The following is a 21709-nucleotide window of genomic DNA, read 5'->3' as shown; positions in this document are numbered from 1 at the left end:
CCCGGCTGGCAATTTTTGAGTGACGCTCCGACCACAAGGTGCGCATGAGATGAGGACATCGAGATGACGACCCATACGCCTTTCTGGGCCCGCCCCATTTCCGCACTCGCGCTGCTGACCGCCCTTGGGGCCTGTGCGGGCGATGGCCTGGATCTTGACATGCGGGGGCGCATGGGTGGTCCTATGGATACCTCCGCTGCGGCGGCCACTGCGGTTGCCGACCGTCCGGCCCCGGATGATCGCGGTGTCCTGTCTTATCCCAGCTATCAGGTGGCCGTGGCGAAGCGGGACGATACCGTCGCGCGGCTTGCGGATCGCGTGGGCCTGCCTGCGCAGGAGCTGGCACGTTACAATGGGCTGCAAACCGGTGACACGTTGCGTCGGGGCGAGATCGTCGCCCTGCCCCGCCGGGTGGCCGAGCCGTCGACCTCCACAGGGCTGAGCCGCGCCCCCGCCGTGGATGTGGCGACACTGGCAGGCAACGCCATCGAGCGTGCCCAGCCGACCACGCCGACCCGCACCAGCAGCGGCACCGGGGTTGAACCGGTCCGCCATCAAGTGGCACGCGGCGAGACCGCCTTTACCATTGCGCGCCTTTACAATGTCACCCCACGCAGCCTTGCGGAATGGAATGGTCTGGATAAAGAGTTCACCGTCCGCGAAGGTCAGTTCCTGCTGATCCCGACCAGCACGGCCTCTGCGAGCGCATCCAGCACGACCACTGTGTCGCAGCCGGGGGCCACGTCCAGCACGCCCATCCCGCCGTCCTCCGCCACACCTTTGCCAGAGGTCGACGCAGAACCATTGGAACGCGCAGCGCCCGCTGCGCCGGCGGCCTCAAGCACAGCCGCCGCAGACAAGCCCAAGCCCAAGCCTGCGAAACCCGCAGAACCGGTTGCCGACATTGGCCAGTCGCAAGCGAAAGCCAGCGGAGAAATGGCGATGCCCGTTTCCGGTGCGATCATCCGCGAGTACAAGGCCGGCGTGAACCCCGGCGTGGATATTGCAGCGTCTCCGGGTCAGCCGGTGGGTGCGGCGGCCTCCGGGAAGGTTGTACACATCAGTGAAAAGACCGATGGAACGCTGTTCATGATCGTGCGCCACCCCAACGAGGTGAGCTCTGTCTACATGAACATCGCCGACGCGACGGTGAAGAACGGCGATTCGGTAAGCCGTGGTCAAACCATTGCGCGGGTCGGCCCCGGCTCGCCGTCCTTCCTGCACTTCGAGGTGCGCAAGGGACTGGATGCCACTGACCCGATGGCCTACCTCAACTGAGGTCATTCCATAAAATACAAAACGGGCGCGTCCGAGGTTTCCCGGACGCGCCCGTTTTCGTTTCCGTGGCTTTGAACCTCAGGTCAGAGAGATCCCCTGCCGCCCTGCCAGATCGACAAAGAACTGCCAGGCCACACGACCCGATCGAGAGCCGCGCGTCGCCTGCCATTCGATGGCTTCCGCACGCAGGGTGTCGGCATCGACCTCGAGGCCATGGCTGTCGCAGTAGCCTCTGATCATGTCGAGGTATTCGTCCTGCGAACAGGGATGAAAACCCAACCACAGCCCAAAGCGATCTGACAAGGAAACCTTTTCCTCGACCGCCTCTGACGGATTGATGGCCGAGCCGCGCTCGTTTTCGATCATGTCGCGCGGCATCAGATGGCGCCGGTTCGATGTGGCATAAAGCACCACATTCTCGGGCCGTCCCGCAACGCCACCGTCCAGCACGGCCTTCAGGCTTTTGTAATGCTCGTCGTCATGGCTGAAGGAAAGGTCGTCGCAGAACAGCACGAAACGATATGGCGCATGGCGCAGCACATCCAGCAATCGACCGACGGTCGGCAGGTCTTCGCGCTGCAGCTCCACCAGTTTCAGGTCATGCCCCTCGGCGCGCACGGCGGCGTGAATCGCCTTGACGATGGACGACTTGCCCATGCCCCGCGCGCCCCAGAGCAGGGCGTTGTTGGCGGGCAGACCGCGCGCAAACTGGCGGGTGTTGGCGAGCAGCGTGTCGCGTGACCGTTCCACGCCGATCAGCAGATCAAGCGGCACGCGGGACACGCGGTCGATGGCCACAAGACGGTCTGGGCGTGTCTCCCAGACGAACGCTTCGGCGGTGAAATCAGGGGCGCCGAGCGGCGGTGGAGACATCCGCTCCAAAGCCGCCGCAATGCGTTCCATCGGGTCCGTATTGGTCATTTGTCCTCGTCGAATTCCTTGAACATCGGATCGTCTTTCGACGCCTCTGCCGGATCATCCTCGAACCACAGACCCTGGGCCCGCAGATCCTTTTCCCGCTTCTTCTCGACGCGGCGCACCAGAAGGATGGAAACCTCGTAAAGCCCGTAGACCACGCAGAACAGGATCATCTGCGTGACCACATCCGGCGGCGTGACCACAGCGGCCAAAACCAGAATGGCCACCATGGCGTATTTGCGCACCGAGCCCAGACCATCCGCAGAGACCAGCCCGGACTTGCCCATCAGCGTCAGCAGAACCGGCAACTGGAAGCACAGGCCAAAGGCCATGATGAAAATCAGCGAGGTTTGCAGGGATTCGTTCACCTTACCAAAGAAGGTGATCTGCAACCCGCTCGTCGTTTCCGGCACCACCACGGTCGTGGCAGGCGTATCCACGGCGCCGCTCATCATGTTGACAAAGATCGACGGCGCGTCGGTGAAGCCCAGGAAAAAGGTCATCGCCAGTGGTGTCACGACAAAATGCGCGAATGCCGCACCGAGCAGGAACATCACCGGCGAGGCGATGAGGAACGGCAGGAAAGCGCCCTTTTCGGATTTATAGAGTCCGGGCGCGACAAAACGCCAAAGCTGCGTCGCGATCACCGGAAAGGCCAGCGCGAAGCCAAAGACCATCGAAATCCGGAACAGAACAAACAGGTATTCCTGCGGGCTGGTGTACTGCAGCGTAGGCGACGGGTCGCCCATGGCACGCAGGGTCGCCTCGATCGGGCCAAGCAGGAAGCGCAGCACATGTTCCGCCAGGAAATCTCCCTGGATCGGAATGAACATGATGCAGATGCCTACGAACAGGGCAAGGATCGACCGGATCAGCCGCGTGCGCAGCTCTGCCAGATGTTCGATCAGCGGCGCTGCGCTGTCTTCGAGGTCGTCTTGGGTTTGGCTCATGCCTTGTCAGCCTCGTCCTTTGCGGCGTCTTCGGCCAGCGCGCGCTCCATCTCTGCCGCTTTTTGCGAAGCGGCTTCGGCTTCGCGGGATTTGCGGTCAGCGGCCGCGCGGGCGGCGTTCGCCTCGATCTTGCGGCGGGCAGCTTCGCGTTCCTCGGACAGCTTCGGCTTGTCCGCGCTTTGTCCAGTGCCGCCTGACCCGCCGATGTCGGTCATGGATTTCGCCGCGTCGCGGACCCCATCCATGGCGCTGCTCATCGGGTTGCTCGCCGACTTGAAGGTCTTCTGAATGTCCTTGACCCCGGCATCGTCGGCGGCGTCATTCATGGCGCGGGAAAACTCGCGCGCCATGCCGCGGGCCTTGCCCATGAAGTGCCCCACGTTGCGGAACAGCATCGGCAGCTCCTTCGGCCCGACGACGATCAACGCCACGATGCCGATGACAAGAAGCTCGCCAAAGCCGAAATCGAAAACCATCGGCATGGTGATTTACACCTTGTCCTTGTCTTCGGAAGCGGGCGTGACGTCTTTGGCGTCTTCGGACTTGTCGTCTTCGATTTCCTTGCTGCCGTCGCTCACGCCCTGTTTGAATGCCGTGATGCCTTTGCCCACTTCGCCCATCAGCGACGAAATCTTGCCGCGGCCGAACAGCACCAGCACGACGACGGCAATCAGCAGAAGGCCTGGCAGGCCGATGTTCCCGATACCCATGGTTCAAGTCTCCGTTTGTCTGAACGCGGGCCGCCTGTGGCTGCGAACGCCCGCTGGAAAATTCACACCGTTGGATACGGCAGCTTTGCCGCAGGGAAAAGACGCAATGCGCCAGCGCGGGCGGGCTTGTGTGTCATGAGGTTGTCAGTTGTCAGGTTTATGTCAGTATGGTCGCGCAGCACGCCGGATTATTCAGCCGAATCCGCGCTCTGCCCGCCGCAGTGACGCGGCGGATCACGCCAAATCCGGGAATCGCCGCGCCATGAATCGCAAGGATCGTCTCTACGCCATCACCCAGCGCCTGCGCGACGGAGCGTTGCATACGGCGGAGGCGATGGCGCAGGACCTCGATGTTTCCGTGCGAACGATTTACCGGGATATGGAAGTCTTGGCCGCGTCAGGTGTGCCTGTCGCCGGCACGCGCGGCTATGGCTACACGGTGCAGGCTGCGATCACCTTGCCACCCCTGAACCTGACCGAAGCTGAGCTGGAAGCTTTACATCTGGCGCTGGCGATCCTCGGCGGGTCCGACATGGACGAGCACGCGGAAGCGGCGCGTCAGTTGTCGGCCAAGATCGACGCGGTCTTGCCTGAGGAAGCTGGGCAAACGCCGGCCCCCTTTGGCTATGCCACCGATGCCTTTGCCGAAGCGGCGCATGGGTTTGTGCATATGCCGGCGATCCGGTCTGCCATTCGGGCGCGGCAAAAGCTGCGCGTGTCTCTGGATGGCGTGGAACACGATCTGCGGCCCCTGACGTTGGACTACTTTGGGCGCGTCTGGACCTGTGTGGCGTGGTCGGAGATGACGGCGGATTTTCTGAGCTTTCGCATCGACCGGATCGACACGCTGCGCCCGCTGCCCTCTCTGTTCGTTGATGAGCCGGGGCGGACGCTGGCGGACTGGCGCGCGCGCTGAACTCAAAACGCCCCCACCCGGATGGACGGAGGCGTCGAGCAACGGCGAGACGGCAGGATCGCCCCTGCCCTGTGGAGGTCAGATCGAGGCTTGATAGATCTTGTCGATGTTCGACCCCAGCGCCGCGTTGAACGCTTCATCGGACTGCTGTTTTGACAGACCTTCGGCCAGCGCACGGCTGAACGAGGCGATCATGGTCGGCTGTTTGGACAGGCGTTCGCAGGCCTCGTCGGTGGAATAGCCACCGGACAGAGCCACGACCCGGATCACGCGCGGGTGTTCTGCGAGGCTGTCGTAAAGGCCGACTTCGGTCGGGATCGACAGTTTCAGCATCACCTCCTGACCCGCATCGAGTGTATCGAGGTGCTTGGCGATCTCATCCTTGAGCATTGCTTCGGCCTCGGCCTTGGTGCCGGAATGGATGTTTACCTCGGGTTCGAGGATCGGGACCAGACCACAGGACAGCACCGTGCGGCCCACATCGAACTGCTGCGCCACGACAGCGGCGATGCCGTCGGAGTTTGCCTCGTGGATCACCGACCGTTCCTTGGTGCCAAAGATGCCAAGCCCTGCCGCGTCTTTCAGCGTGTCTTCGAGACCCGGAATCGGCTTCATCATCTGAACGCCGTTGGCCTCGTCTTCCAAGCCCTTGTCGATCTTGAGAAACGGAACGATGCCGCGGTCTTCCCACAGGACGGTCGGCACGGGTTTGCCATCAATGTCACCGCGCATGGTGCGCTCGAACAAGATCGCGCCAAGCACCTTTTTCTTGGTGAAATCCGGCGCTGTGATGATGCGCGTGCGCATGGCATGAATTTCGCCGAACATCTCTGCGTCGCCGTTGTACATGTCCTCTGTCACGCCATATTGACCCAGCGCCTTGGGCGTCGAGCCGCCCGACTGGTCCAGCGCCGCGATAAAGCCCGCGCCCTCGGTCATTTGGTGTTTCATCGCGTTGAATGCGTCGCTTGTCATGAGGCTTCTCCCGGTCAAATTGGTTACCAATCGGTTACCCGGTATTCTTTCACAAACCTAGAGCAATATCAGACTGTTAACGCTAAACCTGACAAAGGTTTTGTGACCTTGTGGTTTGGACTGCCAGAGACCGGGCAAACCTGTGTTTGGTGTCTGGTGCGACACCCTATCGCGAGTCGACGCGCAGCCAGATGCCGTCCCGTGCCCGCACGGTCAAATGCGCTTCCGGGACAGGCTCCTTCCCGTCAACCAAGGTCACACGAAGATCGCGCAGCAGAAGCGAGAGCATAAGTACGCCTTCGACCATGGCAAAACCGGCGCCAGTGCAGCCCCGTGGCCCCGCCGAAAACGGGATGTAGGCCTCGCGTGCGCAGGTCCTGCCGTTCTCCGTCTGCCAGCGCGCGGGGTCGAAATCGTCCGGACGCTCCCACAAACGCTCATGGCGATGCAGGTGCCACGGGCTGAGCACCATCTGCGCCCCTTTTGGAATATCGCGGTCGCGGAACCGTTCCGGGCAAGTCGTTTCGCGGACCATCATCGGCACCGGCGGATACAATCGCAGCGTTTCGCGGAAGACGTCACGGCTGATCCGCAGGCGACCGACCTCTGAGAATGTGCCGTCGACCAACTCGGCGCGGGCCTCCTCGGCCAAGCGGTCCTGCCACTCCGGATACAGCGCCATGAGGTACAACGCCCAGCCGAGCGCGCTGGCCGATGTCTCGTGCCCCGCGAGGAAAAAGATCGCCACTTGGTCCACCATCTCCGAAGAGGTGAAGGTCTCTCCCGACTGCGGGTCGGCGGTGGTCATGATCTTGGTCGCCAGATCGTCGGGCGCGGTGCCCGCCGCGATCTGGGCGGCACGGGTTTCCGTCAGCTGAGCAATCAGGCCGCGAATGCGCTTGGCTGTCTGCTTGGTATCACGGCGAAACAGACGCGGCATCCAGTCCGGCCCCTTGATAAAAGCCGCAAGGTTCAGAATCGGCTGCGTGCGCTGGTAGCGGCGGAACTCATGAAAGACGGCGCTCGCCATGTCATCGTCGATGGGCAGGCTGAACAAGGTGCGAAAGATCACGTCGGCGGCGGCATGGCTGGCCTCTTGCTCAACCTCCACCACCTGCCCTGCCTGCGCGGCCAGGCGGACGCGCGCGGCCTCGGCAGCCGCGTACATTGCGGGAAAGGTCTCCTTCAGTCGGCCGCCCTCAAATGCGGGATCGATGATGCGGCGCTGCCGCTGCCACTGTGCGCCGTTGGTCAAAAAGACCGACTCGCCCAGCAAGGGCCGCAACCCTGCGCCGATGCGATCGGATTTCGGGAAGTCCATTGGCCGCTTCTTCAAGACCTCCGCAACCAGATCGGGCTGGTTCAGCAGATAGGAGCGAAAGAAGGGCGTTTTGAACTCCGCCATCCATGCCCGATACAGCCGCGCGGGCTGGGCCGACAGGATGTCTTGCCGGAACAGTTTGACATAGCGCCAGAGCGACACGCGGTCGGCACGCGGTACAGGCTTTGGCGGCTGTCTCATGGCGTCTTGGAAGTGTATTTCGACACCGCCGTGTCGATACGGCTGGCCGAGGGCGGCCTGTGGGCATAACGCGCGGCCAGCGTCTGCGGCCCGGCGGTGATGCGGAAGTAGTCGTAATCCAAAGGGCGGTCGAAAGCGCAGAGATACTGAAAATGCAGTCGGAAGAACTTCCACCGCAGCGCCTTCCAGCGCTCGGGCGACAGTGATTTCGTGAATTGCGCCGAAAACACCAGCGGCCAGCGCTTGTCCTTCGGTGCGACACCCGACACGCTGACCGGGTCACACAGCGCAAAGGCGCAACCGTCGCCCGGCGCTGTGACATCGATCCAAGCGAGTTCGGATCTGGCGCTGAGGTAATGCAGATCGCCCCGCAACCGATAAGCATCGCGCAGGAATGACACCATGGGAACAACCTGGCCCAGGCTCAGGAAAGAAAGCGCGGGACCATCGGCAGGCACACGGTTTGCGCGTAGCAGATCAGCAAGGATCGAGACCGCCAGATGCGCGCCTGAGGAATGTCCGACCACCAGGACTTCGTCCCAGTCCTCGGTCAGCGCCTCGGCAACGGTGTCGGCAAATTGCGCCATGCGGGTTTCCAGCTCCGGGGGATTGGCCCCCCGATACTGAGCCGAATAGGCGTAGTCGTGCATAAGATAATAGACAAAGGTCTTGCCGTCCTTCGCCTTGAACCAGCGGAGCAGCAGCACGGCAACGGCCAGTCCCGCACATGTGCCAATGATCCGCCCGGCGATCCCGCCAAAGCTGCCGATCCCGTACAGGATCCATCCCGCCAAAACCGCCAAAAGCAGTTGCAGCAGAAGCGCCCCAACGGGATAGAGCGCTGCAATCACCGGCCCCTTGCGCAGTCGCATCAGACGAAACAGCGCGCCGGTGGCGATGTATTCCCAGGCCGTGCGCAGCATCTGGCCGTAGGTCGCGACAATGGTGTTGGACATGCTGTCGCGCACGATGTCGGACCACACCAGCACGTCGATATCGGCGCGCACAGCCTGCCCTTCCTGCGTGCTTTCGACGTGCCAGCCGTAGGCGCCGCCGGTCTTTTTTGGCGACAGGCTGAGTGCATAGCCAGAGATTTCGGCCTGCGCGGCCCCCTCCTTGCGATAAAGCTCGCGATACCTGCGGGGATGAATCGGGTCATAACCGGGGATGTAAAACACCCGGCGGCGTGTGACCTGTCTGTCGCTCTGGGCTACCTGCGCTGTCATGCCTTGCCTCTTTTCATCAAGGTTAACGCAGCTTTCAGGCGAGAGTAAGGCGGCCCATCACCCCAAGGTGGCCAGCGCTGGGAACGTCTCCAACAGCCAGAAGGAGAACGCCGAGAACGCCCCGGTCAGAAGTGCCAGCCCGACCGCGATCAGGAGCGCGCCCATGACCCGCTCGATCGTTTTCATGTGGCGCTTGAGGCGGTTCATCAGGCCCATGGCGCGGCTCAGGAAAATCGCAGCCAACAGAAAAGGAATACCCAGACCAGCGGCATAGACGCCGAGCAGAAGCGTGCCGCGCGCCAAGGATGCTTCGGTCATGGCAAGGCTCAGGATCGCGCCAAGCTGCGGGCCAATGCAGGGGGTCCAGCCAAAGGCGAAGGCAAGCCCAAGGACGTAGGCCCCAAAGGCCGACCCGCCCGTATCGCCTGCGTCAATGCGCGCTTCGCGGTCAAGAAAACCGATGCGGTAGACTCCAAGGAAGTGAAGCCCGAAGATGATGACGACAACGCCTGAAATTCGGCCCAGAAGCACTTGGTTTTGCAAGAAAAACGACCCCAGCCATGAGGCTGTGAACCCCAGCAGCACGAAGACGGTCGACAGACCCAGCACGAAAAACAGCGCGGCAAGAATCACGCGCCCACGAGCGCGCCCCTCCTGCATTTCGCCCATGCTGACCCCGGACATGAACGCCAGATAAGGCGGCACGATCGGCAGCACACATGGGCTGAGGAAGGACACAATGCCGGCGCCAAGGGCAACCAACATGGCGGGCGCGAGCGACGCGTCAATGATCTCGATTCCAAACATATGCACAGGCTTAGGGCAAAGCATGGGTGGCGTCACCCACCGACCGCTCACATCCCCGTGGACGTGTTGTCACAAGCGGTCTACATGGCGGGCATGACACATATTCTCGACGCAACCGGTCTGCTCTGCCCGCTTCCCGTGCTGAAGGCGCGCAAACGCCTGAAGGCGCTGGAGTCGGGCGAAACGCTGACCGTCACCACCGACGACCCTGCTGCCGTCATCGACATTCCACATTTTTGTGCAGAGGCGGGGCATGACCTGATCGAGACCCGCGAAGACGGTGCCAGCATGGTCTGGACCATACGCAAAAGCTAGGCCGTTTAGGCAAAACGAAAAAAGGCCCGCGTCATACGCGGGCCTTTGTCATTTGGTGTTGGTTTGGATCAGCGTCCCAGCGACCACCAGCCGCGGCGCTTCTTCTCTGGAGCGGCTTCCGTGTCGTCCTCCGGCGCGGCGTCGGCTGTCGGCGCCGGCGCCGCATCGGACGGCGCGTCGACCTTCGGCGTGTCCGTCACATCGGCCGGCGTTTCAGGTGCCTCTGCCACGGCCTCTGGCGCAGGATCCGTCGCCGCGTATTGCGCAATGACATCAGATGCCTTCACGCGGGTCCGGGCGGGGCGTGCTTTTTCGCCACTGTCGTCAGAAGCGGTCTCCTGTGCAGACGCTTCCGCAACGGCAGGCTCTGGCTCTACCACCGGAGCTGGTGCTGGTGTCGGAGCAGGTTCTGGCTCTGCAGCAACAGCAGGTTTCTCCGGAGATGCCACAGCAGGTTCGGCCGGAGCAGCAACCGGTTCCGGCGCCGCAACGGGCGCGGCTTGCGCCTTTTCAGGCTGGGCCTCAGCCTTGACGTCGGCGGCTGACTGGGCGCTTTCAGTGAGCGCCTGATCGCTGCTGTCCGGCGATTTGGGTTTGCTGCGCGAGCGCGACCGGGACCGGGAGCGCGTCGGTTTCTTCGGCGTCTCGGCATCGGCGGCACCGTCTGACGCGGCTGACGACTCATCACTCGTGTCCTGAGCCTCGCCTTTGGGCGTCGGCTTATGATTGGACACATCCCAATCGTCGTCATTGCTCTTGTCGTCAGAGGACTGATCGCCAGCGTCACTGCTATCGCCGTTCTGCTCGTTGTCCTTGGACTTCGACCGACGACGCCGACGGCGGCGCTTCTTTTTCGGTTTATCGTCAGACTCGTCGTGCTGTTCAGGACGATTGGTATCAGCTTTGGTCTGTGCCGCCGGCGCTTCTTCGGCCTCTTCGACCTCCTGAACATCGTCCACCACGTCCTCGGCCTCGGCCGCCTCGTCGATGGCGTCCATGATGGAGGTATCAGCGGAGACGACAGGCGCGCTTGCCTCTGGCACGGCCCGTGTCGCGGTCTTGAACTTCTCCATAGAGAAATCCGGCGCGATGAGATGAGGATCACCTTCGATGCGAACAGCCATGCCGTAGCGTGCTTCGATGACGGCAATGTGTTCACGCTTGGCGTTCATCAGGTAGTTGGCGATGCCGACCGGGCATTTCACCAGAACCTCGCGGGAGCGGCGGCGCACGCCCTCTTCTTCGATCTGGCGCAGGATTTGCAGCGCCATGTTATCGTCCGAGCGGATCAGGCCGGTGCCGTGGCAGGCAGAGCAAGGCTGCGTGGTGGCCTCAATCATGCCGGGGCGCAGGCGCTGACGCGACATTTCCAACAAACCAAAGCCCGAGATCCGGCCCACCTGAATGCGGGCGCGGTCGGTCTTCAGCTTGTCCTTGAGCTTCTTCTCGACGGCGGCATTGTTCTTGCGCTCGTCCATGTCGATGAAGTCGATGACGATCAGACCGGCCAAGTCACGCAGACGCAATTGGCGCGCCACCTCCTCGGCGGCTTCCAGGTTGGTCTTGGTGGCGGTGTCCTCGATGGACCCCTCTTTCGTCGCGCGGCCGGAGTTCACGTCGATGGCGACGAGAGCTTCGGTGACGCCGATCACAATGTAGCCACCGGACTTCAGCTGCACGGTCGGGTTGAACATCCCGCCCAGGTAGCTTTCGACCTGATGGCGCGCGAAAAGCGGCATCGGTTCGACATAGTGTTTCACGTTCTTGGCGTGGGACGGCATGATCATCTTCATGAAGTCCTTGGCCACGCGATAGCCACGCTCCCCTTCGACCAGGACTTCGTCGATCTCACGCGAATAAAGGTCGCGGATCGACCGTTTGATCAGGTCGCCTTCTTCGTAGATTTTTGCCGGTGCGATGGATTTCAGCGTCAGCTCGCGGATCTGTTCCCACAGCCGCTGCAGGTATTCATAGTCGCGCTTGATCTCGGTCTTGGTGCGCTTGGCCCCTGCCGTACGAATGATCAGGCCCGCGCCCTTGGGCACGTCGATCTCGTTCGCGATCGCCTTCAGCTTGGACCGGTCAGCGGCATTGGTGATCTTGCGGGATATGCCGCCGCCACGCGCGGTGTTCGGCATCAGCACACAATAGCGACCTGCCAAAGACAGGTACGTGGTGAGCGCCGCGCCTTTGTTGCCGCGCTCTTCCTTGACGACCTGCACCAGCATGATCTGGCGAACCTTGATCACTTCCTGGATTTTGTAGCGACGCGGACGCGGCTTGCGCACGGGACGGATATCCTCATGCGTGTCGTCGTCGGCGACGTTCTCGATGTTCTCGTCGCGCGAGGAGGCGTCGGCATTGACTGTCTCATCGTCGTCACCGTCGTCGTCCGATTGGGTCTCCCCCGGCTCGCTGGTCACGACATGTGCATCGTCGTCGGAGTTCGCTGCCATGGGACGAGACGGCGAACTGTCGTCGTCATCTTCGTCGGAGGCGGTTTCCTGATGCTCGGACGCCTCGGCCGCGGGTCCGTCCACTGGCTGAACCGGAGCGGCATCGGCAGGCACCGCTTCCGCGGACGGAGGCGTATCTTCTGCGGAAACACCGATGGACGGCAAAGCCTCGGCCTGTGTCGGCTCGGGCGTTGCAACTGTTACGGCCGGTTCGGAAACAGGCGCTGATTGCAGCGACGCTTCATCAGCCTGAACCGGCGCAGCCTCCGTGCCAGACACGGCTGAAGCGCCTTCGGCAGTGGACGGCTCAGGATTGCCATCCGATTCGATCGAGTCGACCGGCTCTCCCACAGGCGTTTCGGCCACGCGCTCCATCGGGGAGAGACCCTCACCCGGCGCTCCGGCGTCGGTTCCTGTCTCTGCGTCATCGCTGAGATCGATGGTTTCCATGCCAGAGGGCTCGCGCGCAGTGTCTTGCGGCGATGCGTCTGGCTGGTTTTGGTCCGACGTGTCGGAGGACTGGGTCTTCGACGCAGGCTTTTTGCGTGAGCGTGACCGCGTCGACCGCTTCGGCTTGTCCTCTTCTTCCTCGGCGGCGGCTGCCAGTGCGGCCTCCTCCTCCATCAGCGCCTTACGGTCGGCGACGGGGATCTGATAATAATCCGGATGGATTTCCGAGAACGCAAGGAACCCGTGGCGATTGCCACCGTAATCCACAAATGCCGCCTGCAAGGACGGCTCAACGCGCGTTACCTTTGCGAGGTAAATGTTTCCGGCGAGCTGCCGTTTGTTCTCCGATTCAAAGTCGAATTCCTCAACCTTGTTTCCGTCCACAACCACAACACGGGTCTCTTCCGCGTGTGTGGCGTCAATGAGCATCTTCTTTGCCATGTAACCTTATTGCACGCCGGGAGCCCCCTTGAACCGGGTGGCGCAAGGAGTCGCGGGGCGTGTCTTGTCTGAGCGAAAAGTGACGGCGGCGCGCATAGGTTCAGGCGGGCGTTTCCGCTCCTGCCCTTTTGCCTCAAATGCGTCGCGCGCGTCATCGCGGTTCTTCTCCGACGTCGCTCTTGCGCATACTCCGCACGCGACGCCCGTTCATGAAACCCGTCGCCTTTGGCGGATCGGGTTCGGTTCACTGGCCTTCGCGTTGCGGCGGGTCCTGCCCGCCCGCACCTCTAGGGCCCAATCGGTCCGTGCGGTGCGTCATATGACACCGTCACGGCGAATCTCTGAAGCTCTCCGGACCTCGTCACGCATCTGTTGAGACGACATGACACCCGGATTCAGCCTATCGGTTAGCATAAGGCCCTGACGCGACAAAACACAATGGACAAAACGCGCTGACGGCCTCCCCTTGCTGAAGCTTTTCCACAAGCGCCCGAATTTCTACCGTTCGTTCAGGTTTCTCGGCCACGCGGAACACCCGACCGGAGACTGAGGGAGACCGGTCGGTTCACAACCACGCGTACTGCACGAAGAATTAAAGTCTGGTTAACACCCGCAAGCGGGTGGCCGTGATGCCCGCATCGAAATGCGGCTGCCTGATCGCTTTGCGTGTCGTTCCGCGCACGCCTTCACGCACCACCACCACGCGACCTGCGCGCGCCTTTTGCCAAGCCAGTGCGACTGATCTGACCACCGCCAATGGGCGTCGCCACCCCTGTTGTGCCCGGTGCGGAGGTCGGCAAACCACGCGCCACGCGCACCGCAAGATAGGCAAAGGCCTGCGCCTCCAGCATATCACCGTCCAGCCCCACGTCCTCCACCGGCTGCACGGGACAGTCGAGCCCGACGGACAGCATCTGCATCATCACCGGATTCTTGCGCCCGCCGCCGGTCACCAGAACGCGCGAAGGCTGAACAGGACAATGCTCCATCCCGACCATCACAGCCGTCGCCGCCATTCCGGTCATCGTCGCCGCGGCATCAGCGTCGCCAAGCTCGCGCACGAGATCCAGCATCAGGGAAAAATCGTCACGGTCCAGGGACTTGGGCGGCATTCGGCGAAAGAACGGCTCGTCCAGAAACAGCTCAAGTGCACCATCCTCGACCGCCCCCTGTCGCGCCAAACCGCCATCGCGGTCAAAGCTGACGCCCCGTCGCTGCATCATCAGATCGTTGAGCGGGGCATTTGCCGGGCCGGTGTCAAAGGCCAACAGCGCGCCGTCCTCCTCGGGTTTGGACAGGCGCGGATCAACCCAGGTCAAGTTGCCGACGCCGCCAAGGTTGAGAAAGCACACTGGCTCCGTCGCCCCGATCCATCTGGCGCACGCCCAGTGAAAGAAAGGTGCAAGCGGCGCGCCCTCCCCTCCCAAAGCCACATCCGCGGATCGGAAATCCCAGACCACATCGCATCTCAAACCCTCGGCTAGCGCCGCCCCATCGCCCAGCTGATGCGTGCCGCGCCCCTGCGGGTCATGCGCCAGGGTTTGGCCATGAAAACCGACCAGATCTGCGCCGTCAAAGGGAGACAGCGCGTCCATGTGGGCGCGCTGGATGACCTGACTGGCGGCCTCCAGATCCGCACCGGGCCATTTGCCCAAGGCCGCGCGCAGTACTGATTGCTCTGGCTCGGTATACGGCCGATAGCCGCTTTCCCCGAACCGGGAGATCGTCACCCCATCGGTCAAAACACAGGCCGCATCGACCCCGTCCAGCGACGTGCCCGACATCGCCCCCAATGCCCAGATTGGCCCTTGCTTATTCATGCCCTTTTCCTCGCGCGCCTCGGCCCTTATACGGCTGACACGTTATATACGAGAGGGCCACCATGACCTACCATCCCAAATCGGATTTCATGCGCGTCATGATGGAGCGCGGCTATCTGGCCGACTGCACCGATTACCAGGCATTGGACGAAAAGCTGTCGAACGGGGTAGTCACGGCCTATATCGGGTATGACGCCACGGCGCAGTCGCTCCACGTCGGGCACCTGCTCAACATCATGATGCTGCGCTGGCTGCAAAAGACCGGGCACAAGCCGATCACCCTGATGGGCGGTGGCACCACGAAAGTGGGCGACCCTTCGTTCCGATCCGACGAACGCCCGCTTCTGGGACCGGAGCAGATCGACGCCAACATCGAGGGTATGAACCAGGTCTTTGCCAAATACCTGAGCTATGGCGACGGCAAAACCGACGCGCTGATGCTGAACAATGCCGAGTGGCTGGACGGGCTCAACTACCTGGAGTTCCTGCGCGACATCGGTCGGCACTTTTCCGTCAACCGGATGCTGTCCTTTGAATCCGTGAAGTCGCGCCTGGACCGGGAGCAGTCGCTCTCCTTCCTCGAATTCAACTACATGATTCTGCAGGCGTATGATTTCCTTGAGCTCAACAGACGGTACGGCTGTCAGCTGCAAATGGGCGGCTCGGATCAGTGGGGCAACATCGTCAACGGGATCGACCTGACACGCCGGGTCATCGACCAGCAGATCTTTGGCCTGACCTCTCCGCTTCTGTCGACCTCCGATGGCAAGAAGATGGGCAAGTCAGCGGATGGCGCGGTGTGGCTGAACGCCGACATGCGCGCGCCCTACGAGTTCTGGCAATTCTGGCGCAACACCACAGATGCGGACGTTGGCCGGTTCCTGAAGCTCTATACCGAGCTGCCTGTCGAGGAATGCGAGCGCCTTGGTGCGCTGGATGGGCGTGAGATCAACGACGCCAAGATCATCCTTGCAAATGAGGTGACGACCTTGTGCCACGGCGCCGAGGCGGCGGCAGCGGCTGAGGCCACGGCGCGCGAAGTGTTTGAAAAAGGCGGTGTCGGGGATGACCTTCCGACCTTGGAGCTCTCGGCAGAGGAATTGGGCGACGGCATTTCCATCGTGCAACTGATTGTGCGGGCAGGTCTGGCGAAATCCGGCAAGGAAGCCAAGCGTCTGATCGCCGAGGACGGTGCGCGCATGGACGATGCGCCCCTCTCCGACGCTGGCCTGATGGTGGATGCGGGCGCGCTGGCGTCGCCGATCAAGCTTTCAGCCGGCAAGAAGCGCCACGCTCTGGTAAAGCTCACGGACTGATCAGCGCACCACGCGCGAAATCTGGCAGGGTGGTCCGTCGGGCAGCCCTGTTTTTCGTTCGCCTCCGCGCTGCGTCAGAGCAAAGCCTGGATCGCAGCCATCAGCATAACAGGAACCGAAAGCGCCGCCGTCATCAGCAGCGCCGCAGCGAAGGTGGGTCGCGGCCGGGCGATTGCCTGCGCGGCGCGGTTGTTGGTCAGCTCAGAGCGGGGCGCGCTGCGGCGCAGAGTTCGTGTCATCATGACGGCCATTAAGCCATTCACAAGTTTTCATAGCGTTAATGACCGGCATGACCGACTCACTTGCCCTCCCCCTTCCCCAAAGTCCGCAATTTGCACGGACCTGTGAGGTTCTGGGTGTGCCGTTGCGTCTGTGCAAACGGGAGCGGCGACGACATGTCAGCATGGTATGGCAGGTACAATCGCGGCGGCTTGGCCCATTGGGACGTGTGGATCTGGTGTCGCGCGGCCCCGTGGCAGAGAATTCGGATGATTTGAACGACTGGGCGCAGGTTTGGCGTCACTGGCATGATGGCCGGCCCATGATTCTAAACGCCGACGGGATAGCCGCCAAAACCCTGCGGGCCGCCGGGTTCTGGCCCTTGCTGACGCCTGCAACCTTGGGCGTGTTGCCGTTGGGCGATACGGCAAAGATGCGCGCGACCCTTCAACAGAAGTGGCGAAATCGGCTCAATCGCGTTCAGCGGACCGATGTGACGGTGGTGAAACGGGCGTTGAAAACTGAGGACTGGCTGCTGCAAGCGGAAGCCGAGCACGCAAAGACAAAGGGCTATCGCGGCTTGCCCCCCGCTTTTTCCGTGGCCTTCGCGCAAGCCAACCCGGGCCTCGCCTGCGTCTACGAGGCGCGTCACATGGGGCAGCCCGTCGCCGCCGCTTTGATGTTGCGGCACGGGCGGATGGCCACCTGGCAAATCGGGCAGAGCACCGAGGCGGGCCGCGCCTTGAACGCCATGAACCTTGTTCTGTGGGAGGCTATGCAGGATCTGGCACGCGCGGGACACGATCAAATCGACCTTGGGATCCTGAACGAACAAGACGCCGCCGGTCTGACACGCTTCAAGCTGGGCACAGGGGCCCGGGCGCATCGCTTGGGCGGCACCTGGCTGCATCTGGGATGCCTCGCCCCAATGGCGCGATGGCTACCGGATCGCATGTGTGCCTGATCAGTCGAGCATCCATATGCCGTCGGGCCAGAACGCATGGAAGGCAAAAGCAAACATGACGTCATGCGGCAGATCCTTGCCGTCGGCATCCCGCACTCGGACAGAGCCGACATCCCGCCCGTCGCGGATGAAATCACTGTCCAGAGCCGAAGCCTGACCCGCGCGCCAGCTCAGCAGCAAACCGCCTTCGCGCAGTTCTTTGGCCTCCGCCAGCCTCGAGAGGGGCCATGCGCGGTCCCCGACGCGCACCACGCGCACAAGGGGCGCGATGCCATGGGGCGGCATCTCCCCGGAATAAAGGAACGGACGATGCGACGAATCATAGCCACGATAAGGGTTACGCCCATACGGTCGGTTCCACGCCGGTTCCGCCATCACCAGCCCGCCTCGCGCTCGCGCGGCAAAATCCCCGTAGCTTTCCATCCATGACGGCAGGCTCGTGAGCGTTTTGCCCGTCATCTCGCCCACGATCCCGGTGCCGATCGCCTGCTGCCACCAGCTTTGAGTTTCACGGTCGTACATGATCATGTCGGAATTGCGCAGTTTGCCGGAGACGCCGAAGGTCAGCTCCTGCCCCGCCACGCGCCGGTCAAAGGTCAGGGCGGAGTTGCACAGAGGACAGAAAGTCACCGCAACGGGCACGTCACCGATGCGGTCATTGACGATTTCGTGCCACGTCAGATATCGGATCGGATAAGCCCGCGGTGCTTCGCCGTCGAGGTCCACGGTAATGACCGGTTCGCGAGCATCGATCCCCTGCGCCTCCGCGACAGGCAGGAACGACGGATCAGACAGCGCGGGGATACCGTCCTTTCCCGGCCCGCCGGAAATGACCTCGGCCCAATTGCCCAATGACGTCTGAGAGAAGTCCGTCGCTGGCCATTCGTTTTTCCAAAAAGACGGGTCTGCCGCGGTGGCGTGCCCTGTCAGGGCAAGCGTGCCGCCCAAGACCAGTCCCAAAAGTCGTCGCATCGCCGCCCTCCCCCAATGGTCAGAACCACCCTGTCAAGAAACGACGCTTTTGCCTAGGCGGTGTACAGATCGCGTTGATTAAGGAAGGTCAGGATCGCTTCCGCCAGATGCGGCGCAACGGTCGGGTCGAGATGAAAGTGGTGGTCGCCGTCAAGGTCCAACCGTGTGTAATCACCGATCAGATCAGCGGCCTGCGTCAGGAGGGCGGCCAGTGCAGGACGTGTGCAGATGCCGTCTCGGGCCATGATGTTCAGGACAGGACAGCGCAGGTTGCGCAACACATCCTCCACATCGGCTTGGGTCAGCTTGACGGCAGAGCTGGCAAAGAGCCTGCGGTCGCCACGCAACTGATAGCCGCCCTCAACAGGCTGCAAGGCGCGCGACGCCAACGCCCGAGATGTGGCGGCGCTATTGCCTTGGGCGGCGCGACGGGCCGCATAGGCGTCAACGGTTTCAAACGTGCGCGGCGAACGCGTGGATTGGGCACGCACGTCGGTCACGAACTTGCCGAGCGTCTCTGCAAAGCCAACCTGCGTCGGCTCCGGTGCCAAGGCATCCAAAGACACCAAGACACGCACCCGATCCGGCTGCGCAGCGGCAAAGAGCGCCGCGATGTTGGCCCCGCGTGAATGCCCCATGAAGCCAGCCTGCTCCCAGCCGAGGAGATCCAGCAACCCGGCAATCTGAGGCAGATCATCCCAGATGTTGTAGGTCGCGTGAGCCGCGCGGTGGGCGCTCAGGCCCTGCCCGCTCAAGTCCAGCGCCACCACGCGGTATCCGGTCAGACGTGGCGCCAACACAGAAAAGCTGTCGGCGTGATCCATCCAACCATGCAGCGCCAAAATCGGTGTGCCGTCGTCCGGTCCCCAGATGCGGCCGGCATAGGTCAGCCCGTCCACCGTCCACTCTGCCTCTATACCCTGCGTCATGTCATTGCCTATGTTACTAAAAAGCCCTCCCCGCGCGGGCGGAGAGGGCTGATCTATAAAAACCGTCAGAGCCGTCAGTTGGTGACAGTGACTTTGGTCATACGGTCCGGCTCGCCCGACACTGCGCCAGAGCGGCCCGCGCCACGCTTGATCCCGTCGACCACGTCCATACCGCTCGTGACTTCACCGATGACCGTATACTGACCGTTCAGAAACGGGCCAGGCTCGAACATGATGAAGAACTGAGAATTGGCGCTGTCCGGCGATTGCGACCGGGCCATGCCCACGATGCCACGCTCGAACGTCCGGTCGGAGAATTCCGCACCGATCATGCCAAGATCAGACCCGCCGGTGCCCGCGCGCCGCATGTCGAACCCGTCATCGGTTGCATCCCCGAACTGCACGTCGCCAGTCTGCGCCATGAAGCCGTCGATCACCCGGTGAAACACGACACCGTCATAGGCACCCTGTTCAGCCAGCTTGGTGACCTGTGCCACATGGTTCGGCGCGACGTTCTCAAACAGGTCGATGGCGATGGTGCCCTTGGGGCCGCCTTCGCCGGCGACCTCGATCTGCAGGCCCGTGGCCAGCGCAGGGCCTGCCAAAACCGCCAGAGCCAGAGTCAGCTTACGCAACATCTGCGGCCACCTTTACAGAGATCATGCGATCCGGGTTCGCGGGCGGCTCGCCACGCGTGAGGGCGTCGACATGCTCCATGCCTTCGATCACCTGACCGTAGACCGTGTACTGGCCGTTCAGGAAATCGTTGTCCTTGAAGTTGATGAAAAACTGCGAGTTGGCAGAGTTCGGGTTCTGCGACCGCGCCGCGCCCAGAGTGCCACGGGCATGCGGCACGCGGGAAAACTCCGCGGGCAGATCGGGAAGCTCGGAGCTGCCTGTGCCAGCGCGACGCGGGTTGTAGTCTTTTTCCATGTTGGCATGCTCGACATCGCCGGTCTGCGCCATGAAGCCGTCGATGACGCGGTGGAAGGCCACGTTGTCATAGGCACCTGCGCGGGCCAGCTCTTTCATGCGTTCAACGTGCTTGGGCGCAACGTCGGGCATAAGTGCGATGGTGACAGTGCCACCTTTGAGTTCCATCACGATGGTGTTCTCGGGATCCTTGATCTCAGCCATGGGGTCCACTCCTTGTCCACATTGCCGGGATGTGTATCGTGCTGCGCGCGCAAAGCCAAGCAGACGTTGACCTTGGGCCGCGCAGAGGGCAACACGGTGCAAAAGTGCGCGGACCCTCGCGTATTCAGGGATATGGGAGCAAAGACATGACCTGGAAAACCCTTGATGACATGGATCTTGATGGCCAACGGGTGCTGACGCGCGTCGATATCAACGTGCCGGTCGAAAATGGGAAAGTCACGGACACCACCCGGATGGAGCGGATCGCCGCGACAGTTCAGGACATCCTCGCCCGCGGCGGCAAGCCGGTGCTGCTGGCCCATTTCGGCCGCCCCAAGGGGGAACGCCGCGATGACATGAGCCTGAAGATGCTGGTGCCCGCACTGCAGGATGTTCTGGGGGCCGACGTGGTCTTTGCAGACGACTGTATTGGACCGGTGGCGCAAGCCGTTGTCGACACGCTGGAAGAAAACCAGGTGGCGCTGCTGGAGAACACCCGTTTCCATGCCGGCGAAGAGAAAAATGACGAGGCGCTCGCGGCACAAATGGCCGAACTGGGCGACATCTATTGCAACGATGCGTTCTCTGCCGCGCACCGCGCCCATGCCTCGACCGAGGCACTGGCGCGGTTGCTGCCGTCCTGTGCCGGTCGCCTGATGCAGGGCGAATTGCAGGCGTTGGAATCGGCGCTTGGCTCACCGGAGCGCCCTGTGCTGGCGGTGGTCGGCGGCGCCAAAGTGTCCACCAAGCTGGATCTTCTGTCCAACCTTGTTGAAAAGGTCGACATGCTGGTCATCGGTGGCGGGATGGCGAACACCTTCCTCGCGTCTCAGGGCATCAATGTGGGCAAATCGCTGTGCGAGCACGACATGACCGACACCGCGAAGGCAATCGCGGAGAAGGCCGTGACCACGGGTTGCGCCCTGCTTCTGCCGCGTGACGTCGTCGTCGCGCGCGAGTTCAAGGCCGGTGCAGAGAACGAGATCGTGCTGACAGAGAACTGCCCGTCTGATGCGATGATCCTCGATGCCGGGCCCGACAGTGTGGCCCATATCAAGCAGGCCATCGACGACGCGAAAACCCTGATCTGGAACGGTCCACTGGGCGCCTTCGAGATCGAGCCGTTCGATGCGGCGACCAATGCGGCGGCCAAACACGCGGCGGCCCGGTCCGAACACGGTCAGCTTGTGTCCGTCGCAGGCGGCGGTGACACGGTTGCAGCTTTGAACAAAGCCGGGGCAGCGGAAGATTTCTCTTACATTTCAACCGCGGGCGGCGCGTTCCTCGAATGGATGGAGGGCAAGGTTCTGCCCGGCGTCGCGGCGCTCGATCAAGGTGAGAAAGCCACTGCCGAAGGCTGACCCACCGTGAGACAAGAACAGGCGGCT

General features: G+C 62.4%; 21 protein-coding genes. 6 read left to right on the top strand and 15 right to left on the bottom strand.

What is annotated here, in order from left to right; translation table 11 throughout:
- Positions 1–63: 63 nt before the first annotated feature.
- On the top strand, positions 64–1278 hold the full coding sequence (locus J4E08_RS01535; RefSeq protein WP_349536994.1) for a peptidoglycan DD-metalloendopeptidase family protein: 1215 nt from the start codon (positions 64–66) through the stop codon (positions 1276–1278).
- 78 nt (positions 1279–1356) lie between these two features.
- On the opposite strand, the gene J4E08_RS01530 is transcribed toward J4E08_RS01535, so the two are convergent.
- Genes J4E08_RS01530 through J4E08_RS01515 form a run of 4 tightly spaced genes read right to left on the bottom strand, consistent with a single transcriptional unit; the run spans position 1357 to position 3856 of the window.
- On the bottom strand, positions 1357–2199 hold the full coding sequence (locus J4E08_RS01530) for an ATP-binding protein (RefSeq protein ID WP_349536993.1): 843 nt from the start codon (positions 2197–2199) through the stop codon (positions 1357–1359).
- The gene (gene tatC / locus J4E08_RS01525) at positions 2196–3146 is read right to left on the bottom strand and encodes a twin-arginine translocase subunit TatC (RefSeq protein WP_349536992.1); all 951 of its coding nucleotides are present in this window, start codon (positions 3144–3146) and stop codon (positions 2196–2198) included. The genes J4E08_RS01530 and tatC overlap by 4 nt, the downstream gene beginning before the upstream one ends.
- Positions 3143–3628 carry a Sec-independent protein translocase protein TatB gene (tatB, locus tag J4E08_RS01520; protein ID WP_349536991.1) on the bottom strand — a complete coding sequence of 162 codons (486 nt, stop codon included), beginning with the start codon at positions 3626–3628 and terminating at the stop codon, positions 3143–3145. The genes tatC and tatB overlap by 4 nt, the downstream gene beginning before the upstream one ends.
- Before the next feature lie 6 nt (positions 3629–3634).
- Positions 3635–3856, bottom strand: a complete 222-nt coding sequence (locus J4E08_RS01515) for a twin-arginine translocase TatA/TatE family subunit (protein ID WP_183965173.1) — start codon at positions 3854–3856, stop codon at positions 3635–3637.
- Positions 3857–4118: 262 nt separating this feature from the next.
- Here J4E08_RS01515 and J4E08_RS01510 point away from each other — a divergent pair, with 262 nt between their 5' ends.
- Positions 4119–4772, top strand: a complete 654-nt coding sequence (locus J4E08_RS01510; RefSeq protein ID WP_349536990.1) for a helix-turn-helix transcriptional regulator — start codon at positions 4119–4121, stop codon at positions 4770–4772.
- A 78-nt stretch (positions 4773–4850) separates the two neighbouring features.
- On the opposite strand, the gene J4E08_RS01505 is transcribed toward J4E08_RS01510, so the two are convergent.
- The 4 genes from J4E08_RS01505 to J4E08_RS01490 all read right to left on the bottom strand — a co-directional run bounded on the left by J4E08_RS01505 (position 4851) and on the right by J4E08_RS01490 (position 9302).
- On the bottom strand, positions 4851–5747 hold the full coding sequence (locus tag J4E08_RS01505) for a fructose bisphosphate aldolase (RefSeq protein ID WP_349536989.1): 897 nt from the start codon (positions 5745–5747) through the stop codon (positions 4851–4853).
- A gap of 166 nt (positions 5748–5913) precedes the next feature.
- Positions 5914–7269, bottom strand: coding sequence for a cytochrome P450 (locus J4E08_RS01500; protein ID WP_349536988.1), 1356 nt, complete (start codon positions 7267–7269; stop codon positions 5914–5916).
- Positions 7266–8495 (bottom strand): hypothetical protein, encoded by a 1230-nt coding sequence (locus tag J4E08_RS01495; protein ID WP_349536987.1) that lies wholly within the window; start codon positions 8493–8495, stop codon positions 7266–7268. The genes J4E08_RS01500 and J4E08_RS01495 overlap by 4 nt, the downstream gene beginning before the upstream one ends.
- 57 nt (positions 8496–8552) lie before the next feature.
- A complete protein-coding gene (locus J4E08_RS01490; RefSeq protein WP_183965186.1) occupies positions 8553–9302 on the bottom strand; it encodes a cytochrome c biogenesis CcdA family protein in 750 nt (249 codons plus the stop codon).
- Between the two features lie 93 nt (positions 9303–9395).
- Here J4E08_RS01490 and J4E08_RS01485 point away from each other — a divergent pair, with 93 nt between their 5' ends.
- Positions 9396–9617 carry a sulfurtransferase TusA family protein gene (locus J4E08_RS01485; RefSeq protein WP_349536986.1) on the top strand — a complete coding sequence of 74 codons (222 nt, stop codon included), beginning with the start codon at positions 9396–9398 and terminating at the stop codon, positions 9615–9617.
- Between the two features lie 68 nt (positions 9618–9685).
- Here J4E08_RS01485 and J4E08_RS01480 read toward each other — a convergent pair whose 3' ends face one another.
- The gene (locus J4E08_RS01480; protein ID WP_349536985.1) at positions 9686–12964 is read right to left on the bottom strand and encodes an Rne/Rng family ribonuclease; all 3279 of its coding nucleotides are present in this window, start codon (positions 12962–12964) and stop codon (positions 9686–9688) included.
- A 686-nt stretch (positions 12965–13650) separates the two neighbouring features.
- Positions 13651–14784 (bottom strand): anhydro-N-acetylmuramic acid kinase, encoded by a 1134-nt coding sequence (locus J4E08_RS01475; RefSeq protein WP_349536984.1) that lies wholly within the window; start codon positions 14782–14784, stop codon positions 13651–13653.
- A gap of 62 nt (positions 14785–14846) precedes the next feature.
- Here J4E08_RS01475 and tyrS point away from each other — a divergent pair, with 62 nt between their 5' ends.
- Entirely contained in the window at positions 14847–16100 is a 1254-nt protein-coding gene (gene tyrS / locus J4E08_RS01470; protein ID WP_349536983.1) for a tyrosine--tRNA ligase, read from the top strand.
- Between the two features lie 74 nt (positions 16101–16174).
- Here the strand turns inward: tyrS and J4E08_RS01465 are convergent, their stop codons facing one another.
- Positions 16175–16342, bottom strand: a complete 168-nt coding sequence (locus tag J4E08_RS01465; RefSeq protein ID WP_349536982.1) for a hypothetical protein — start codon at positions 16340–16342, stop codon at positions 16175–16177.
- Positions 16343–16503: 161 nt separating this feature from the next.
- Between J4E08_RS01465 and J4E08_RS01460 the strand changes: the two genes are divergently transcribed.
- Positions 16504–17283 (top strand): GNAT family N-acetyltransferase, encoded by a 780-nt coding sequence (locus J4E08_RS01460; RefSeq protein ID WP_349536981.1) that lies wholly within the window; start codon positions 16504–16506, stop codon positions 17281–17283.
- Here the strand turns inward: J4E08_RS01460 and J4E08_RS01455 are convergent, their stop codons facing one another.
- From J4E08_RS01455 to J4E08_RS01440, 4 genes are all read right to left on the bottom strand, one after another.
- The gene (locus tag J4E08_RS01455) at positions 17284–18255 is read right to left on the bottom strand and encodes a DUF3179 domain-containing protein (RefSeq protein WP_349536980.1); all 972 of its coding nucleotides are present in this window, start codon (positions 18253–18255) and stop codon (positions 17284–17286) included. It abuts the gene before it with no gap.
- Positions 18256–18308: 53 nt separating this feature from the next.
- The gene (locus J4E08_RS01450; protein WP_349536979.1) at positions 18309–19184 is read right to left on the bottom strand and encodes an alpha/beta fold hydrolase; all 876 of its coding nucleotides are present in this window, start codon (positions 19182–19184) and stop codon (positions 18309–18311) included.
- A 74-nt stretch (positions 19185–19258) separates the two neighbouring features.
- Positions 19259–19822 carry a peptidylprolyl isomerase gene (locus tag J4E08_RS01445; protein ID WP_349536978.1) on the bottom strand — a complete coding sequence of 188 codons (564 nt, stop codon included), beginning with the start codon at positions 19820–19822 and terminating at the stop codon, positions 19259–19261.
- The gene (locus J4E08_RS01440) at positions 19812–20321 is read right to left on the bottom strand and encodes a peptidylprolyl isomerase (protein ID WP_183965202.1); all 510 of its coding nucleotides are present in this window, start codon (positions 20319–20321) and stop codon (positions 19812–19814) included. The genes J4E08_RS01445 and J4E08_RS01440 overlap by 11 nt, the downstream gene beginning before the upstream one ends.
- A 146-nt stretch (positions 20322–20467) precedes the next feature.
- Here J4E08_RS01440 and J4E08_RS01435 point away from each other — a divergent pair, with 146 nt between their 5' ends.
- On the top strand, positions 20468–21682 hold the full coding sequence (locus J4E08_RS01435) for a phosphoglycerate kinase (protein WP_183965204.1): 1215 nt from the start codon (positions 20468–20470) through the stop codon (positions 21680–21682).
- Positions 21683–21709 lie beyond the last annotated feature (27 nt).

The sequence above is a fragment of the Sagittula sp. NFXS13 genome (assembly GCF_040148795.1).
GTDB lineage: Bacteria > Pseudomonadota > Alphaproteobacteria > Rhodobacterales > Rhodobacteraceae > Sagittula > Sagittula marina.
Note: the sequence above shows the minus strand (reverse complement) of the source record. Positions and strands in the feature narration are given on the sequence as shown.

What these genes read in the sequence shown, in the direction of transcription:
- J4E08_RS01535 (WP_349536994.1), top strand. Translation starts at nt 64, where the DNA reads ATGACGACCCATACGCCTTTCTGGGCCCGCCCCATTTCCGCACTCGCG.
- J4E08_RS01530 (WP_349536993.1), bottom strand. Translation starts at nt 2,199, where the DNA reads ATGACCAATACGGACCCGATGGAACGCATTGCGGCGGCTTTGGAGCGG.
- tatC (WP_349536992.1), bottom strand. Translation starts at nt 3,146, where the DNA reads ATGAGCCAAACCCAAGACGACCTCGAAGACAGCGCAGCGCCGCTGATC.
- tatB (WP_349536991.1), bottom strand. Translation starts at nt 3,628, where the DNA reads ATGCCGATGGTTTTCGATTTCGGCTTTGGCGAGCTTCTTGTCATCGGC.
- J4E08_RS01515 (WP_183965173.1), bottom strand. Translation starts at nt 3,856, where the DNA reads ATGGGTATCGGGAACATCGGCCTGCCAGGCCTTCTGCTGATTGCCGTC.
- J4E08_RS01510 (WP_349536990.1), top strand. Translation starts at nt 4,119, where the DNA reads ATGAATCGCAAGGATCGTCTCTACGCCATCACCCAGCGCCTGCGCGAC.
- J4E08_RS01505 (WP_349536989.1), bottom strand. Translation starts at nt 5,747, where the DNA reads ATGACAAGCGACGCATTCAACGCGATGAAACACCAAATGACCGAGGGC.
- J4E08_RS01500 (WP_349536988.1), bottom strand. Translation starts at nt 7,269, where the DNA reads ATGAGACAGCCGCCAAAGCCTGTACCGCGTGCCGACCGCGTGTCGCTC.
- J4E08_RS01495 (WP_349536987.1), bottom strand. Translation starts at nt 8,495, where the DNA reads ATGACAGCGCAGGTAGCCCAGAGCGACAGACAGGTCACACGCCGCCGG.
- J4E08_RS01490 (WP_183965186.1), bottom strand. Translation starts at nt 9,302, where the DNA reads ATGTTTGGAATCGAGATCATTGACGCGTCGCTCGCGCCCGCCATGTTG.
- J4E08_RS01485 (WP_349536986.1), top strand. Translation starts at nt 9,396, where the DNA reads ATGACACATATTCTCGACGCAACCGGTCTGCTCTGCCCGCTTCCCGTG.
- J4E08_RS01480 (WP_349536985.1), bottom strand. Translation starts at nt 12,964, where the DNA reads ATGGCAAAGAAGATGCTCATTGACGCCACACACGCGGAAGAGACCCGT.
- J4E08_RS01475 (WP_349536984.1), bottom strand. Translation starts at nt 14,784, where the DNA reads ATGAATAAGCAAGGGCCAATCTGGGCATTGGGGGCGATGTCGGGCACG.
- tyrS (WP_349536983.1), top strand. Translation starts at nt 14,847, where the DNA reads ATGACCTACCATCCCAAATCGGATTTCATGCGCGTCATGATGGAGCGC.
- J4E08_RS01465 (WP_349536982.1), bottom strand. Translation starts at nt 16,342, where the DNA reads ATGATGACACGAACTCTGCGCCGCAGCGCGCCCCGCTCTGAGCTGACC.
- J4E08_RS01460 (WP_349536981.1), top strand. Translation starts at nt 16,504, where the DNA reads ATGGTATGGCAGGTACAATCGCGGCGGCTTGGCCCATTGGGACGTGTG.
- J4E08_RS01455 (WP_349536980.1), bottom strand. Translation starts at nt 18,255, where the DNA reads ATGCGACGACTTTTGGGACTGGTCTTGGGCGGCACGCTTGCCCTGACA.
- J4E08_RS01450 (WP_349536979.1), bottom strand. Translation starts at nt 19,184, where the DNA reads ATGACGCAGGGTATAGAGGCAGAGTGGACGGTGGACGGGCTGACCTAT.
- J4E08_RS01445 (WP_349536978.1), bottom strand. Translation starts at nt 19,822, where the DNA reads ATGTTGCGTAAGCTGACTCTGGCTCTGGCGGTTTTGGCAGGCCCTGCG.
- J4E08_RS01440 (WP_183965202.1), bottom strand. Translation starts at nt 20,321, where the DNA reads ATGGCTGAGATCAAGGATCCCGAGAACACCATCGTGATGGAACTCAAA.
- J4E08_RS01435 (WP_183965204.1), top strand. Translation starts at nt 20,468, where the DNA reads ATGACCTGGAAAACCCTTGATGACATGGATCTTGATGGCCAACGGGTG.